This window comes from Roseofilum acuticapitatum BLCC-M154 (assembly GCF_030068475.1).
GTDB classification, from domain to species: domain Bacteria; phylum Cyanobacteriota; class Cyanobacteriia; order Cyanobacteriales; family Desertifilaceae; genus Roseofilum; species Roseofilum acuticapitatum.
In genome coordinates this window covers 13,180-29,992 of the sequence record NZ_JAQOSP010000101.1, presented here as the reverse complement: position 1 = coordinate 29,992, position 16,813 = coordinate 13,180, and the positions used below count along the sequence as shown (strand labels likewise).

The window sequence follows — 16,813 nt, the reverse complement described above, 5'->3', positions numbered from 1 at the left end:
ATGGCCTTGATTGAGGTATTCCGACAGGTAATTGATATTAGACCTGGTAGGATAACTAAAACCTATCGCTGTCTTTGCGACACCTTAGTAAGATCATGACTTTTGGCGATCGCCAGCAGACTCGGATTCGACATAAGCTTCTTCTTAGGGTACGCCATGATGTTCAGGCTCAGTTGAGCCAGTCTTTGCATCATCAGGTACTCACTACTTTGAGCAATGAACCGAACCCGTCAGGAGTCCGACGGCCGGGGGATATTCAGGTAAAACTGAGTGGTTCACCCACTACCCTGTTAGACCCCACCACCAGCCTATTTAACCTCTTTGATCGAACAGGGGGCATTTGGGTGGTTTTGGGCAATATTGGCAGTGGCAAAACCACTACCTTATTAGAATTGGCAGATGAAGCAGTTGCTAGGGCCCAAACCTATAGCCATCAACCTATTCCCTTGATCTTTGATTTATCTCAATGGCAAAAAAATACCTTAAATACCTGGTTAATTGATCAATGTTTTATACACTATGAATTACCTCGTAAATTAGCTAAAAAATGGTTTTATCAAGGTAAAATTCTAGCGATATTAGATAATCTAGATACCCTATCTTTCGATCGCCAAAATCAAACTCTACAAGCGATTAAGGAACTCAGGGCGAATACTCAAGAAGCGCTGAATCTCGTTTTAGGGTCAAGAATTGATTCCTATAAGCGCTGTCCTACTCGGCTTAAACTTCAGGGAGCAGTTTGGTTAAAACCGCTCAACGCCACCCAGATCAAAGAGTATTTATTCCAGGCCAGAAGCAGAGAATTATGGCATAACTTGAGCGAAGATAAGTCCCTCATGATGTTAGCCAAAACCCCTTTATTTTTAAATCTCATGACCCTAGCAGATGAAGAAATTTTAATCCATGCCTGGGCAAGAATTTCTGATTCAGAGCAACAATATCGCTATCTTTTCAATGCCTATCTACGTCGCCTGTTAGCTCAAGAAATTCCCCAGAACCAACGACAATGGTATCGTTCCCAGGAACAGCCCAAACCGGAAGAGACCAAACATTGGTTAATCGCTTTGGCTAAATGGATGCAAAAGGAAAATCGCACCAGTTTTGTCATCTCTGATGTGAATAGGGGTTATTTTCAAACTCTGGAACAAAATCGAGATTATCAAGTAGGACTCGGTAGTGCCACCGCTTTGTTATTTGGCATTATCTGCGGGTGCATTGCGGCTTTAGTCGAAGGATTAGGCTTAGGCTTAATGATGGGGTTAATCGTCGGTGCGGTTTTGGCGGCGATCGGGATTTTAAGTTTTAGCTTGCGGTTATTGCCCAAATTCATGCTGCGCTATCGCCTCTATCGAGAAGATCTGATGCCTTGGGATTATCAGCGCTTTCTGAATTATGCCAGTAGTAAGGCATTGATCCAGAAAAGTGGCGATCGCTATCAATTTCCCCATCAACTCATTCAGGAACATTTTGCCCAAATTGAGGAATTTAAGTGGTAAAAGCTGTTATTTTCCCATCACCCAACCATAACTCACTAGAGCAACAATCATACTGCCTACATACACCACACCCACAAAAATTGGAATTTGACTCATTAGGGAAAAGTCCTTAAACCAAACAAACGCCACCCAATAGCCAGGGAGAACATTAAATCCCCAAAATAAAGAAACCAGAAAAACGGCGGCAAAACTTTCTTCAGCATTTAAGCTGGAGAGCGCCCTTTGGCCAAAACAAAGCCGAATAAAGGGTTGGGAGAGCCAAACGACAAAATAACCGGGTAGTCCTGCAAACCAAATGCCCAGAATGGCTAGAGCAACGGTGATTAACATCGATAAAATGAGGTGAGCAATCATCGACCGATCTCGTCTTGATCCTCTTCTGAGATCTCCATTTTCCTGGACTCTAGACTTGGCTCCAAACTGGCAACGAGTTGCTTAACTGCGTGTAACTTGAGGGCTTCTGTTGGTTCACTTTGGCTCAATTGCATCCCTAAAGCTAAAATGAGTCGTTCTCTGTCACTTAACTGATGAACTTCAGGCATTTGTGTTTCTAGAGAGGATAAGACTTGTTCGAGATTGGCTGGTTCAAGTGACTGAGGTTGCTGTTGTGGGCTTTTTTTAGCGGTGGCTAAACCAGCAACAAACCCTCCTAAAACCATGCCAACCCATGCTCCTGTGGTACTCCCTTGTAGCCAAGCGGTTGGCCCGACCCAAAGTTGACAGAGGTTTTTGAAGGGCCAAGAATAGTCCTGGCAAGTTTTCATTTGAGATTGGAATTGCAAATTGCCTCCCGCAGCAAAACCGAAGCCACTGGAGGCTAGGGCGACTAGGGTACAGATGAAGATGCGCTGGCTCTGAGTCATCGGTTAGGGTTGGGTCGTTTTTCGCCCAGGCTTTGATATGGGTGTTTTACCATTACCATTATGCCCATTATGCCCGTTATGCCCGTTATTCTGGGGGGCATAACCATTTTGACCGTTGAGGATAGGTTCGGAGTCAGTTTCGCTATTGAGATCGGGGGTTTCTACAATGGGGGGCGGGGGTAGGGGCCCAATGTTGAGTTCTTCGGCATTGATGACGATGCCCAATAGACTGTAGTCTTCGGATTCTTCTAGGAGGTCAATTTTATCGGCTAGATGGTCGCTGATGGTATAACCGGCGCGGGTGACGAGGATTACGCCGTCGGTATAGCGTTCTAGGATGAGAGGATCGTTACAGAGGTTGAGGGCAGAAGCGTCAACGACGACAAAATCAAATCGTTTGCGGGCATCTTGGAGTAGAAGGCGCATTTCTGCGGATTCAACGACGGCGGCTGCATATTCGTAGGGGCCGAAACTGGGGACGATGTAGAGGTTTTCAATGTTGGGAACCAGGCGAATACAGTCGCTAATTTGGCTATAGTAGCGTAGGGGTTCTAAGTGAGAATTGGGATCGGGAAGGATTTTGAGGGTGTGGGCATTGGAGGGGTTGCGTAAGTCGGCTTCAATTAGGAGGGTGCGTTTTCCAGCTCTGGCGGAGGCGATCGCCAAATTATAGGCGGTGACACTTTTTCCTTCCTGGCGATCGCAACTGGTCACCAATACCACTTTCGGTTTTTCCTCGACTTGGCGCAAAGTAGATCGGAACTTTTCATAGGTATCCAAATAGGGGGAATATCTAGAGAGCATCAGGGGCACTTCTGCTCCGGAGGCATCCCACTCTTCTACCCAGGGTAAAATTCCCAAAATTTGTACTTCCCGTTCGGTGACAAAAGCTTGAATATCTTCCAGGGTTTGCATCGTAGTCGCAAATACTATACCCAAGCCAAAAATCGCTCCAGCGCCCAAAATTGTACCACCAATAGCTCCAGCAGGTAGGAGCAACCAAATCGGTAAAGGAGCTGGGGGAGTAATGGTTTCAGCTAATCTAGGCGGTTGGGCAATATTCAAATTACCTACGGTTTCCGCTTCAGCAGTTTGGGCATCAATCAGTTTGGCTTGAATGGTGTCATAAAACTGTTTGGTCAATACCACTTGCTGCTCTAATCTCGCCCGTTCTGCTTGCGTATTGGGCAATCCCGCATATTCCTGTTTCAATTCTGCCGCAATAGTTTTTGCCACTGCCAATTCTTTTTCTAAGGTTTCTTTCTGAGTTTTTAGACCTACCAATTCTTGGGCGATCGCCTGCCGAGCTGGATCGAGGCTACTATCCTTACGAATTTGCTCGCCACTTTGCAACGGAGCCGCCATACCATCACCCCCGATCACCTCAGCCGCTCGTGCCGTTAATAAATTCTCTGCCGAAGCTAACTGTCGCCTTAACTCCACCATTTGCGGATTATCCGGGCGCAGGGTTTGACTGAGCAACAATTCTTGAGACTCTAACTCATATAACTGACCCCGCAACCTCTGAATAATCGGATCGGCACTTAAAGCGGCTGAAGCATAGGCTTGATCGGGATTCAAACCTAACTGCCGTTGTAGACTCGACATCTGAGTGCCCACCGTTTCAATTTGCAATTCCAACTGTCGCTGCTGCTGTTCATTTTGTGTAATTGCACCGGGCAACTGAGTCCGTTTGATTTCCGCAAATTCCGTTTGGCGAATAAAAACTTCTAGCTCATTTTCTGCCTTGCGTAGCTCTTCCACCACCTTGGGTAAACGCTGATTCAACGTTTCAATAATCGATCGCAAGCGACTCGTATTCAGGCTACGACTTTGTTGAATCACCTCTTGCACTAACAATTCAGTAATTTGTTGCCCTTGAGATTTAGTATCCCAAGTTAAAGAGAGAAATAAAAGAGAAGGCGTTTTCGAGTTATCCCGAATTGAAGCCTGTTGCTGTAATTCCCTAGGATTGATCCTGATTTTCGGATGCTCTGCCACTTTTTGTAACACATCACCGGTTAAGAGCAACTCTTGGGCATTCTTTTCTAGTTGTTGACTTTGGGCTTGGATTGCCGTTCCTGTTTCTGAAATGGTTACGGGAGGAGTAGTAATTTGTAAGACCGATTGAAACTTATAGCTAGGAAGACCCGGTGCGGGTTGAAGTACGGCAAATCCTCCCCCTCCAAGCGCCCCTACCATCAGGCCAATGGGAATCGCTAACCAATATTTCTCAAAGGCAAGTTTATATTTTTTGATCAGGGGTGAAGTCATGGTTCTATCCAGGCTACTTACAAAACAATTCCCATATGTCTACTTTAACCTAGGCCAATGGAAATGATGGCTAAAGCTCTCCCCATCCCCAACCTTAGCGATCAGGCTCCAGGCGGCCGATGAGTTGGCTCTTTGATCTGTCTGTCAGTACATAGAGTATCCCATCCGGGCCTTTTCGCACATCCCTTACTTGCCGATCGATCGCGATCGACGCTTCATTATATTCCTGTCATAAAAGCGATTTTCTTGTAGTGCATTGTAACCTTAATAATTCGATAATAGTTAAATATTCCACCCAGGAAAAAGAGAAAACTTCCTACAATATATTCCCAAGCCATATAGGTGAACAATTCAACTTGAATTTGTGGATCTACAATTTTCCAGAGGTAGGGGATTGATGCCACAAGAAATAACGTAGATCCCACCACAAAACATATGGCAGTTGCATTCAATAACTGTAGATTCAATAAGGTTCCAGCTTGAATGATTTGTAACACATTAATACAAGCCCCGATCAAGAAGCATATACTGCCTATGATGAAACACCAAGCAGCCAATACCATTAAATCAATTTGTGGAAGAAAGAAGAAGCACCCTAGGATAAACATGAATGTGCCGCTAGTGTAGACCATAGCTGAAAAAAATTCACATAAATCCATCCCCTTAACAGGGTTCTGGCTTCTCAGATGATTGATGGATTCAAGCAAATCATGAAGGGTAACAATCAAATATAGGAAAGATCCAAAAAAATAAATCCATACTCCCGTGCTGGCTAGTCTTTCATAAACTGGCAAAAAGAAAACACTGCCCACAATAAAAGCTAATCCACCTACAATGTAAAGAATGGCATTGACTGATTCCCAAGCAAAATGTAGGTGTCCGGCAGGGTAGTCTTTCATAAAATTATGTTGTCGGGCACGATTAGTAATTAAATGTGGCATGAGTTAGGTTTAGCTACATTGAATTTAAATGCTATTGTTTAAGGGGATTGTATTCAAAGGATTAGCGATCGTCAATCTTACTGACTGGGAGAGGGGGAGGGTGCAGGCGCTGGGGAGGGTGCAGGGGATGGACTCGGAGAGGGAGAGGGAGAGGGAGATGGGGTAGTTCCCGGTGTTGGACTCGGAGTCGTTCCCGGCGTTGGGCTGGGAGTCGTTCCTGGGGTGGGAGTAGGAGTTGGAGAGGGGGAGGGTGAGGAATTATTAAGGTTCGTATCCACCGTAAAAACATCGTTGACATTATCTCGGAATTGTCGCCAAAAGAGCATGAAGGTGAGGACATCTTGGAAGGGTCTGGTAATGCGGGTGAGGGTTACGCTGAGTCTCGATAATAGGTTCCGATTGACCACGATAATATCATTATCTAGCAAGCGAACATTTTGGGAAATATCCCCTAACATCACACTGCGAGCATTAATAATTTTGGTCACCACTCGTCCTTGTTCTTGATCGAAGCGAATGATCCCCACTTTACTCAATCTTGCTTCTTCAAAATTGGGCCCGATCGCCGCAATTGCATCAGCAAAGGTACTACCATTGGGTAAGGTAATTGACCCTACATTGTTGGTCGTATAGCGCACTACATCAATATTAATCGTGGCTTGAGATAAATTGGATTCTGCGGCTAACTGATGATCGTAGTCGAGATCCTGAAAGTCAAGTTTAGGGACAATGATCACATCTCCATCTTCAATGCGTAGGTCTCGAACTCGTTGCCCATATTTCAGGGGAGTGAGCAAATCGACGGAGGCTTCTAGGACTGAACCATCGATTAAGGTTCGACGAATGATAATATTTCGCAGGTCAGCCGATTGGGTCGCTCCACCGGCTAATACGAGAGCATCTGAGACTACAGGGAAAGGGGCAAAACCTAGGGCATAGGTTCCGGGCTGAAAGACTTCACCGGTAATAATCGCTTCTACCGCTCTACGATTCCCCAGAGTGACTAAGACTTTGGGTTCAATGACAAATTGATTTAAACCAAAGCGGATTTTTTCCTCTAGTTCAGGTAGGGTTAAGCCTGTAACTGCTAATCGTCCCATTAAGGGGACAATAATATTTCCGTCTAAATCAATGAGAGCTTGAAAATTGAGGTCAGGAAAATTGCTGACATTAACCGTAATTGAATCTCCGGGGCCTAGGCGATAAACGTCAAATTCTGGAGCCGGAGCGGTGGGCAATTCGTTGTCGAGTTCTAGAGTTTCCCCTCGATTCCTGAGTCTCTCTCTTGCGTCTTCGAGGAGTTGATCGACGGAGGTGGGTTGATCCACATTAATGGGGGGCAGTTGTCCCTTGGCTTGGGAAGGGAGGAACAATCCCATACCTAATGTCAAACTGATGGTAATACGCAAATGCGGAGAGTTAGCCATAGGGAGTTTATTGCACAGGGGACTGACTAAAGACGGTTTCGATGAGGGTGGTTTGGATGGTTTGCACCAGAGACTGGGAAATATCTTCAACGTCTTCTAAATCTCCCAGATGTTCCATGGGAATGAGGAGAGACACGGCTATCCAAGGAGCGCGATCGCCTTTTGTTTGGGCTAGGCGATCGGCGATAAACCAGTTCACCGGAGCCGGATCTCCCCCAGTGGGCCAAGCGTACCATTGCACCAGAGCATAGGTTTGCACGGGATTCCAGCCGCGAAAAAATCGCGATCGCACTTTCACCCCTGGATTAGAATCCGTCTTGACCTCCCAAGTTTTGATTTGGTGAGAATCCGTTTTCCAATTGCTAAAAATCTGTTGCACAAACCCATTCACATCTACCCATTCCACCCTAGGTTGGTCTAGGTCAGAATTTTGGATCAAAAACAACAGAATCGCTGGTTTTTCCCCGTCTCCCTGAAGTTGCTGATAAGACCAGCGATGACCCCCCAGATTAATCTCCATCTGCTCAAGGGTTTCCCAACCAGAGAGGGTTAATCCGGTTTTGCGGACTTGTCGCAATTCTTTTAATGCTACGACTTTGGGCGGCGATCGCCATTCCCATGACCCCTTCAGGTATCCTGGAATCGCACCTAGGGCCAAAAGGAGCAACAAAAATGCCAGTAATACCCATAGAGGCCAAGACAATTTTCTCATCTGGGGAGGGGGGGCATCATTCATCGGAGTTGAGGGATTTAAGGGTTTCATCCGTTTCTTCTGATTCTAAAGAGTCATCACGATTGATCCAGTTCAACAGAAGCACCACCAAACCTAACATACCTGCGGAATAGAGGTCTCCGCCCCAACTTTCATGTAACCAATCAAACATGGGTTCATTGCCTGTGCCATGAAAATAGGTGAGTAGGGCATTGCGGATAATATTGGCCACCACGCTAATGACAATCGATCCGGCTAATAAGGCAATAATTTTACGCTTCTGGGCGATCGCACCCGTCCAGTAAAGTAGCATCAAGGCTACATAGAGACTTGTAAACAGCATTTTCAAGCCCGCACAGTGGGGAGCCACTTCAACCAGTCTTCCTCCCGTGGAGAGATAAATGCCGTTAACCGTGACATCCATTCCCACGATACCAGAGAGGAGAAATCCTGCCATGGTCGAAATAAAGCTTTGTAAGGGGAGAATATAAGGCTCGATTAAATAGGGTACTTCTGTGGGAGTGGCTAGGGCAACTAAAATCAGGGGAAAGGTTTGTAGTTTGAGTCCAGGTATGCCTTTTAACCACAGACAGACCCCAATCAGCATCAGGGGAAAGGAGAGATTAACCAAATCGGGTAATCCAGTCATGTAAAACACTCCACCAAGTCCGAGGAAAAAGCCTCCTAGGGGATGGAAAGTGTCTGGGAGTTCTGTCCATTGCTGCCGTTTTTCCCAGAAGGCGATATAGAGGGCAAAGGGGAGGCCGATTAATCCATGGCTAAAATATTCATGTTCAATACTAATGCTTTTATGAATCCAGCCGTCACACCAATGGAAGAGTAGGGGCGCATACAGAAGGATAAAGAGGGCTAGGAGGGCATAGTTTACCCAAGATTTGGGGATGGAACTGGGGAAGGAGGAGGGTTGGGTCATGGTTTTCTAGGGAATAGGGTTAGTCTGTCTTAATTGCTGAGGCGATCGCCTCAACAACTCGCTGAATTTGTTCTGAGGTAATCCCTGGAAACATGGGTAGAGACAGGATTGACTCGCACAGTTGTTCGGCTTCAGGAAAGTCCCCCGCATGATAACCCAGATGGCTATAAGCGGGTTGGAGATGGCAGGGAATGGGATAGTGAATGCCGGTTTGGATATTGGCGGATTGGAGTTTTTCTTGGAGGGTATCCCGATTAATGGCACAGTTTTCTAAGAGGCGAATCACATAGAGGTGATAAACATGGCCGGAGCCACTGAAGTTGGTAATGGGTACGAGTCCGGATTGAGCTAAGGGAGCAAGCAGGCGATCGTATTCTTGCGCCGCTTGATTGCGCTGTTGATTCCAGGTATTCAGGTGGGGTAATTTGATGTTCAGAATCGCCGCTTGGATAGTATCTAACCGGCTATTGGTTCCCAATTCAGTGTGGTAATACTTGCGAGGCGCTCCGTAGTTTCTCAGGGTTTGCAGGGTTTGGGCTACCTCTGGATCGTGGGTTAAGACCATGCCCCCATCCCCAAATGCCCCTAGATTTTTACTGGGATAAAAGCTATAGGCTGCGGCTTTACCGACAGAACCCGCCTTATAACCTTCTCGATGGGCGAGATGCGCTTGGGCAGCATCTTCAAAGATAAATAGGTTATGGGTTTGGGCAAAGTCTAGGAGGGCTTCGGGGGAGACCATTTGACCGTAGAGATGAACGGGGAGAATGGCTTTGGTTTTGGCGGTGACGAGCTTTTGGGCAGCTTGTAGATCGATCAGGGCACTTTGGGGGTCACAGTTGGCTAAAATGGGGGTTGCTCCTGAGTGGAGAACGCCGATTAGGGTAGCGATGAAGGTGTTGGCTGGTAAGATGATTTCGTCTCCGGGTTGGATGCCACAGGCTTTTAAGCCGAGGGCGATCGCATCGGTTCCACAAGCAACTCCAACACCATACTTAACCCCAGATCTTTCGGCAAAGGCGCTTTCAAAGTCTTTGACCGCTTGCCCCATAATAAAGTCCCCTTGTCTAAGGACGGTTAACATGGCTCGATCGAACTCAGTTTTCAGGGGCTGGTGTTGGATCGAGAGATCCACAAAGGGAATGGTTGCAGAGGATGGGTTCATTCGCTAAGGAAAATCGCAAGTTTAGTCTTTTCCGAGTTTGGCATTAAGGGATAGAAAGTGGCAAATCATTGGAGTGGGTGAGATGTTGATATCAAAATTTATCGTTTCGGAGAGTATTGATTGATGGACTATAAAACCGCCTGTGAGTTTGCGATCGCCCAGGGGTTACCAACGGGCGAAAATCCTGATGCTTTTTTGCTCCGTCTGCGAGCAGGAGAACCCCCCGTTCCCGGACAAGTCACGTCTTTGTTATTGGCACTCAGTATTATTGCTGAACAATCCCAGGAGCAGCAACACTTAGATCGGCGCTTGGTTTGCGCCCTGCATCTATTAGCTATGGATTCTCGCCAAGCTTTTATGCAATATAAACAAGCAGGTGTCATTTGGCCGCCGTTGCTCGATCAGGATCTGAGTCGGATCGCGATCGCCGTGCGGAAAGTCTTTACTCCGAAACAGGCGATCGCCCTGAAATTTGGAAAATAAGCGTGATTACCTTCATAGAAGGTAAACTTAATCTATTCAAAGATTCACCCGTTCTTAACCTAATTTTGACTCAATCTTGGTAAAAATTATCCGGATCTATGGCCGTCTTATCCCTGCTCCATACTCCCTAAATCACCCCTACCTAGGGATCGAGACAACAAACTTTAAAAAATCGACAATTTTCTTTAATTTCTGCTACCATTAGAAATAGCGATCTCTAATAGGTGTAAAGAAGACAATTGAACTATCCTCCCTTGACTGGATACCCCTGGCAAGGCTTTTGGTATCTGGAAATTCAACTCAAACGTAGACGTAAGTGTGACCCTACAATCTCCTGGGTGGATGGCTGTGAACCCCCTAGTCTGATCTGACCGGTCTGTAACTATTTAGGTTTGCCTTATCCTCAAATAACATAGGCAAACTGGGCCGGTCAATCAGCTCAATAAGTTCTGAAAATGACCTCTTGGGCAAAAAGTCCAACGTTAGTCGATAGTTATTGAGTTGCTTAAAATTCCAACTCGATAAACTTTGAAGATCCTTATAAAACCCAGGGAAAGCAACCCAGAGTAATCTAGAAGCTCATGGCTAGACACTACTGCTTGGGTCAGTTTTCAGTCAGAAAAAAAACCTGGCGGGGTCTCATTTTGTGTAGCCATTCTCGATCATTTCGATTCCATGAAGTAACAGAGAACTGCTGTCCTATCAAGCCGATTTAAAAATAGGAGAATCCATCATGTCCCGCTTACTCAAAAATAAAATTGCTCCCGCGCCCTTACCCACAGAAATTAGTGTCGTTGATTTGATTGATGGCTACTTCACCGCGTACAATTCAGCGCGACTGCGGGAAATTTGCCACTTGCTCACCCAGAAAGTAATCCAACCAGGAGTAACTGTCGGTGTAAGTCTCTCTGGAGCCATGACTCCCGCCGGATTTGGAGTTGGGATTCTTGCCCCCCTAATGCGGCAAGGCTATATTGATTGGATGATTAGCACGGGAGCTAATTTATATCACGATTTGCATTATGGCTTGGGCATGAGCCTCTATGCAGGCAGCCCCTTTTTAGATGATGTGAAATTGCGAGAAGAGGGGCATATCCGCATTTATGACATCGTATTCGACTACGATGTGCTGTTAGAAACCGATGCCTTTATCCGCCAAACCTTGAAAGCGCCCGAATTCCAGAAGCGGATGGGAACGGCTGAATTTCATTATCATTTGGGGCGGTATATCTGGGAAATTGAACAGCGTTTAGGCATTGAAAATCCTTGCTTACTCTCGACTGCCTATGAATGTGGCGTTCCCATCTATACCTCTTCTCCTGGAGATAGTTCGATTGGGATGAATGTGGCAGCTTTGGCTTTAGAAGGATCGGAGTTAATGCTCGATCCAGCCATTGATGTGAATGAAACGGCTGCTATTGTCTATGGCGCTCGCAATTCGGGGATTCCAGATGTTCTAGGTAGAAGTGCAGCGTTGATGATTGGGGGAGGTTCGCCGAAAAACTTCTTGCTACAAACCCAACCGCAGATTCATGAGGTTTTGGGCTTAGAAGAGCGGGGTCATGATTATTTTATCCAGATTACCGATGCTCGCCCCGATACGGGTGGATTATCGGGAGCCACCCCTTCAGAAGCGGTGAGTTGGGGCAAAGTAGACCCGAATGAATTGCCTAATAGTATTGTTTGCTATACCGATAGCACGATCGCCTTACCGTTGATTAGCTCCTATGTGAGTAAACAATCTACCCCTCGCCCCCTGAAACGGTTGTACGATCGCCGTCAGGAACTTTTAGACCACCTGAAAGCCGATTATCAGGCACAACAAAAGGCTCCTATCGTCGCTGCACCAAAAGCAATCAGTGCGACTGCTCCAGTGGCAACATATCCTTGCGGCACTCCTATCCGTAAATAACGTCACTGTTAAAAGATTAACCTTTTCTTCACCCTAGTCCTTCTCTATTTTCTAGAGAAGGATTTTTTTGGGTTACAGCCCCCATTCCCCCATTCCCCCAATACAGCGCGAAGCCCTGTAATTGATCCATCAAAATTTTAAGCGAATTTGATGTTCAGCAATTTTGAGGAATAGTTGGGGATCATCGCCAGGTTCTAAACGCCCTTCATAACTGGCATTAAAGCAGCTAAAGAGGAGGGGTTCCTTGCCTGTGCCTTTCATCACAATGGTTTTGAATAATAGGGTAAAGTTGATCAAATCCACCCGCAGGCGATCGCCACTGAGGGTATCCGCAATCAATACTTGTTTTACGATCGGATTCACCTTGATCACCAGATTTTTAATCGGGAACCATAGCACCCCATGGCTAATTTGCCTCACCTGTACATCTTTGGGTAACCCGAAAATCTGAACTTTGTGCTGATGACGATTGGCAGTAGGAAGCGTATCTAAGGATACTCCAATCGATTCGGGTTCAGCCTCTGTAGGAGTCAACTCTGGCATAAGAGGGCGGTTTTTCTGCTGGGGTTGGGGAGGAGAAGGACGATGTTGGGGAGGAGAGGGAGGGGTTGCAGAAAGACTATCTAGAGAGATTTTCCAACTCCGGGATTTTTGCGCGAGTTCGGAGCGAATGCGGATCAGACGGTTGGTTTTACCTTTAGTGGTGTAATAGTCTTCCTGTTTTTTCTTGGTGGCTAACCAACGAGTGCGGGCAAATTGTTGGGTACTGGTGGGATAATTTCCTTCACAGAAGGTTTGATAAAATTCTAGGGTGACTCCCAAACCGCCAATTTTTTCCAGAGCAATACCCACCTGTTCCATTAACAGATAATTTTGCCAGTTAGGTTGGTTGAGGAATTGCTCTTTAATCAAATATTCATAGCGTTGGCGATCGGAGATAGAAAGGCGATCGGGGCGGAGATTAGAATGGGCTAAGTCATAAATAATTAATGACAAAACTTGAGTCTTTTCTACTTCATCGGTTAATAACTGGCGGGTGCATTGTTCAAAAACTGTCGCTAATTCTGACCAAGATTCCCGACGGATCAAATATTGTAGCCATAGGGGTAAAACTTGGTGTTGTTCTCTGGTATTTTCGATCTGGTCAAAACAGCGACTTAGGGCTTCTGTATCTTCTAAATACAGATAGGTCATAAAGGCATGATGGTAAGCGTTCTGGTTTTCCAAAATCGGGGCTACATAGCGTAACCAAGCAGAATCTTTGGGCGCTCCGGCTTCCTGCCAAGCTTTAAATATTAGATTCTCTAAATCGCTAGGGATTTTGGCTTGGGTTGATTGTGGGCTATTAGAGGCCAGTTTCAGATATTCTAAGCCTTCAGGAAATCCGACTAATTGGGCTTTGGCAAGATAATATTCCCGTTGTCCTGTTGCTTCAACTGAGGTGAAACAATCTACGGCTTCTTGATAAGCTTTTCCGCGATAAAAACAGAGTCCAGCGCTCGTCAGTAAATTGGGATATCCAGCATCTGATAAGGCTTGTAATACTTCACCAAGGCTATACCAGAGGGCGGGTTGTAGGGTTGTTTCTTCGGTTATTTCTTCGATTTTCTGCTGATAAGTTTTGATCGCAGTTGTCCACTGGGGACTAAAGCGATGTTGTTCCAAAACTTGGGTCTGGTTATGGTGATAGACTTGTAGGGCTTGAGTGAGGGTTTGTATGGCTTCTGGATCAAATGCTGAGACCATGAAGTGAATGAGGGGTTGTTCGAGGCTATGGCGATCGCCGAGTTCTGGGCGATCGGCCACATCTTGATACCATTGATACAGATCTGTCCAACAGGAGCCTTGCCAAAAACAATCCCAGGCTTCTTCTTCTTCTCCGAGTTGCCAAAATTCTGACCCGGCTTTTTGATACTGCTGTTCAAATTTGAGTGCCCAAGCTTCACAGAGATGGCCTTCTTCTAAATTGCCAATGGTTTGATAATATTGTTTAGCTCGTCGTAGGAGCTTAGGATCTTGGGCATTTAAGCCTTGGGTTTGGAACGCTAGGGCAATGGAAGGCAGATCATCTTCTTGTAACTCTTTAGCACTTTCATCGGTTCCAGTTTGCAAAAATTGCATCCGTTGTTGCCATTCTGAAGCATTTTTTACTTGTTCCCAATGGGTTTCTACTTGCTGAGGATTGTTGATTTGATGCCATAGGGTGCGATCGCCCAAGGGAGTATCGACCACAAATAACCGCTCAATGGCGCGACTTGATGCCACATAGAGCTTATTAAAGAAGTATTCGACTTCAATGCTCAATTCCGGATGATCGGCTTCTAGAAGAGTCCAGAAGCGGCTATGACAGGCTTCACCAAATTTATACAAAATCACCCGCTTAAATTCTAGACCTTTAGCGGCGATCGCACTCAAAACATTTTTCGGCGGTTCCCCTTCACTCCATCCTTCAACGACTTCAGACAAGACTTCATCTTTTTGAATATAGGCAATTTCTCCCCCTTCTTCACAGGGGATAATAATAATCGTATTTTGGATATACTCCTTAAAGGTTTCCCTCTCCAAGTTATCTTCTAAGATAAACTTTTCCGGTAAGAGTTGCCCTTGTCTCCACACTCTTTGGGGCTTAAGATCTCGGTGATTAAACAAGAGATAGCGCCAGAACTGAATCAAATTATTAAACTTTACAATTGGGGCATAGGATCGATAATTACATTCTAATTCTTGGAAATTCATTTCTAGACCCAATTGGCGCGTTGGATCGAGTTGAATCACCACTTCACTATAAAAAGCTGCCTTAAAGCTATCCCAACGAAACCCCGTAGGATTAAGGGTTTGAAACGGATCGCCCGCAAATACAAAGGGGAAGTTTTCTAGGGTTTGATAGCCCAGATCGTAGCGAGAAAAAATGGAGAGCCTTAAAATTAATTGTAGCTCAATTCGCGTAAAATCCTGAGATTCATCACAGAAAATGGCGGTATAGCGGGCCAAATCCAGGGGCAATTGTAAAACTTGTTTAATTAGGTCTTGATCGTCCCAATATCCTAATTCTTCTGCTTTTCGCTGATACCAATTTTGCCAAATGGTATAAATATCTTTAAACTCCTGAATGGGAACCGTTCTTTCCTTACGAGGGACTTCAAACTCGTAGTCCTCTAAGGTCATTTCTTCTAATCCATATCCTTTGATAAATGTGCGAATTACATGCCAACAGCGTTCTGGAGAATAGGATTGGGCAATAGGTAGGGGACAGTGCTGATATAAGACTTTAAATTTATGAAAAGAAATATAGCGGTCTAAGGCATATTTTTCCGTATATTCTGGGGGTAAAAGATTGAGCAAAAAACGCTGAAAAGGTTTGAAAAAGTGCCCAATATTCGGGATAGGTGTATTATCCGTTTGCTGGGAAACAAACCGATGATGGAATTTTAATAATTTTTGTACTCGGTCTTTGGCAACTTCTAACAGGCGCTCATTGTAGGTTAAGAAGAGGGGATTGCCCGGTAAGAGGCGATCGCCATAATAATAGAATTTGCGATAGCAGTAGTCCGCGAACAGATAGAAGAGTAGGGTGGATTTTCCGCTTCCTGCTTGTCCGTTTAAAAACAAGGGTAGGGCATGATTTCCGGGGGTCGAGACGAAGTTTAATAAGCTCTCCTCTTCCGCAGACAGGGCTAAATTGACCTTGGGGGAACCCTCAAGAATCAACCAATCTTCATGGGCGAGTAAATAATTGGGATAGGCTCGACGAGCTAGGGCTGTAATCGAATTGAGGTTAAAATGACCATTGAGATAATTGGCGTTTTGATTATAGAGATAGGTACGCTCGCCAATGGTGGTGATATCTTCGGGTGTAGGATAATGGGAAAAGGGACAGAGTAAAAAAAGAATCGATGGAGAGCGCTCGGAAGAGAGAATACGGCTAAAGAGAATGTAGCGATCGCCTTCTCCATACAATAACACCCCCGGCCACTGCGTCCTCTGTTCAGTCGGTTGGGGACTCTGAATGACCTCTACCAATTGGGTATACTGGGAAGCGTGCGATCGCATGGCAGCACTATTTAACTCCCCAGCCCAAATTTCACTCTCATAAATCAACGGCCCCTGGTTTTCCCGTTTCCATCCTGGAGGTTCTAACCAAGGCAATAAATCCGGGTTTTCCTGCACCAATGGCCGCACCGGATGGGGAACAGATGCTAAGTTTTGTTGATTTACAACCCAATGTTCTAATTCCCCAGGCTGAATCTGAGGATCGAGATACTGTTGCCCAAACCCTTCCCGGTCTCTGAGAAAATGCTCATAGTCCTTCGATCCGCGCTTGAGGATGTCGAGCAACGCCAAAATATCCACACCATCCCCTAGGCTTTCCCCCTGCACCCGCACCATCCGAGCAATCAAGCGATAGTTATGGTCAACCTTACGCTTGAGATAAGGATACAGGCGCTTAAAATGAGCTTGGGCTTGATCGACACTCTGAGGCCATAGTTCATCACAGAATCGATTAATGTGGCTCTGCAAATTATGCTGCTTGGCTTTCTGCTGAACTTGATCTGTGCAATAAACGTACATGAACTTAATTGGGTTCGGAGAGTGGGAATAGTTTAAA

13 protein-coding genes are annotated in these 16,813 nt (G+C 45.7%); 3 read left to right on the top strand and 10 right to left on the bottom strand.

Features of this window, described 5'->3' with window-relative positions; all coding sequences use genetic code 11:
* The first annotated feature begins 95 nt into the window (after positions 1-95).
* A complete protein-coding gene (locus PMG71_RS15145) occupies positions 96-1,496 on the top strand; it encodes an NACHT domain-containing protein (protein ID WP_283754543.1) in 1,401 nt (466 codons plus the stop codon).
* A 6-nt stretch (positions 1,497-1,502) separates the two neighbouring features.
* Here PMG71_RS15145 and PMG71_RS15140 read toward each other — a convergent pair whose 3' ends face one another.
* The 9 genes from PMG71_RS15140 to PMG71_RS15105 form a co-directional block, all read right to left on the bottom strand.
* A complete protein-coding gene (locus PMG71_RS15140; RefSeq protein ID WP_283754542.1) occupies positions 1,503-1,850 on the bottom strand; it encodes a hypothetical protein in 348 nt (115 codons plus the stop codon).
* Entirely contained in the window at positions 1,847-2,359 is a 513-nt protein-coding gene (locus PMG71_RS15135; RefSeq protein WP_283754541.1) for a hypothetical protein, read from the bottom strand. Before PMG71_RS15135 ends, PMG71_RS15140 begins: the two co-directional genes overlap by 4 nt.
* Before the next feature lie 3 nt (positions 2,360-2,362).
* Positions 2,363-4,633 carry a GumC family protein gene (locus tag PMG71_RS15130; RefSeq protein ID WP_283754540.1) on the bottom strand — a complete coding sequence of 757 codons (2,271 nt, stop codon included), beginning with the start codon at positions 4,631-4,633 and terminating at the stop codon, positions 2,363-2,365.
* A 94-nt stretch (positions 4,634-4,727) separates the two neighbouring features.
* On the bottom strand, positions 4,728-4,835 hold the full coding sequence (locus PMG71_RS23975) for a hypothetical protein (protein ID WP_347179299.1): 108 nt from the start codon (positions 4,833-4,835) through the stop codon (positions 4,728-4,730).
* A 16-nt stretch (positions 4,836-4,851) separates the two neighbouring features.
* Positions 4,852-5,574 carry a YrhK family protein gene (locus PMG71_RS15125; RefSeq protein ID WP_283754539.1) on the bottom strand — a complete coding sequence of 241 codons (723 nt, stop codon included), beginning with the start codon at positions 5,572-5,574 and terminating at the stop codon, positions 4,852-4,854.
* A 77-nt stretch (positions 5,575-5,651) separates the two neighbouring features.
* Entirely contained in the window at positions 5,652-7,001 is a 1,350-nt protein-coding gene (locus PMG71_RS15120) for a polysaccharide biosynthesis/export family protein (protein WP_283754538.1), read from the bottom strand.
* Between the two features lie 7 nt (positions 7,002-7,008).
* Positions 7,009-7,737: a cyanoexosortase B system-associated protein gene (locus PMG71_RS15115; RefSeq protein ID WP_283754537.1), complete on the bottom strand. Its 729-nt coding sequence runs from the start codon at positions 7,735-7,737 to the stop codon at positions 7,009-7,011.
* Complete coding sequence (gene crtB / locus PMG71_RS15110) at positions 7,730-8,647, bottom strand: cyanoexosortase B (RefSeq protein ID WP_283754536.1); 918 nt, start codon at positions 8,645-8,647, stop codon at positions 7,730-7,732. The genes PMG71_RS15115 and crtB overlap by 8 nt, the downstream gene beginning before the upstream one ends.
* A gap of 19 nt (positions 8,648-8,666) precedes the next feature.
* A complete protein-coding gene (locus PMG71_RS15105) occupies positions 8,667-9,812 on the bottom strand; it encodes a DegT/DnrJ/EryC1/StrS family aminotransferase (protein WP_283754535.1) in 1,146 nt (381 codons plus the stop codon).
* Between the two features lie 123 nt (positions 9,813-9,935).
* Between PMG71_RS15105 and PMG71_RS15100 the strand changes: the two genes are divergently transcribed.
* Both PMG71_RS15100 and PMG71_RS15095 read left to right on the top strand, forming a co-directional pair.
* Entirely contained in the window at positions 9,936-10,295 is a 360-nt protein-coding gene (locus PMG71_RS15100; protein WP_283754534.1) for a Dethiobiotin synthetase, read from the top strand.
* A 733-nt stretch (positions 10,296-11,028) separates the two neighbouring features.
* A complete protein-coding gene (locus tag PMG71_RS15095; protein ID WP_283754533.1) occupies positions 11,029-12,207 on the top strand; it encodes a homospermidine biosynthesis protein in 1,179 nt (392 codons plus the stop codon).
* Between the two features lie 129 nt (positions 12,208-12,336).
* On the opposite strand, the gene PMG71_RS15090 is transcribed toward PMG71_RS15095, so the two are convergent.
* Positions 12,337-16,776, bottom strand: coding sequence for a hypothetical protein (locus PMG71_RS15090; protein ID WP_283754532.1), 4,440 nt, complete (start codon positions 16,774-16,776; stop codon positions 12,337-12,339).
* Positions 16,777-16,813 lie beyond the last annotated feature (37 nt).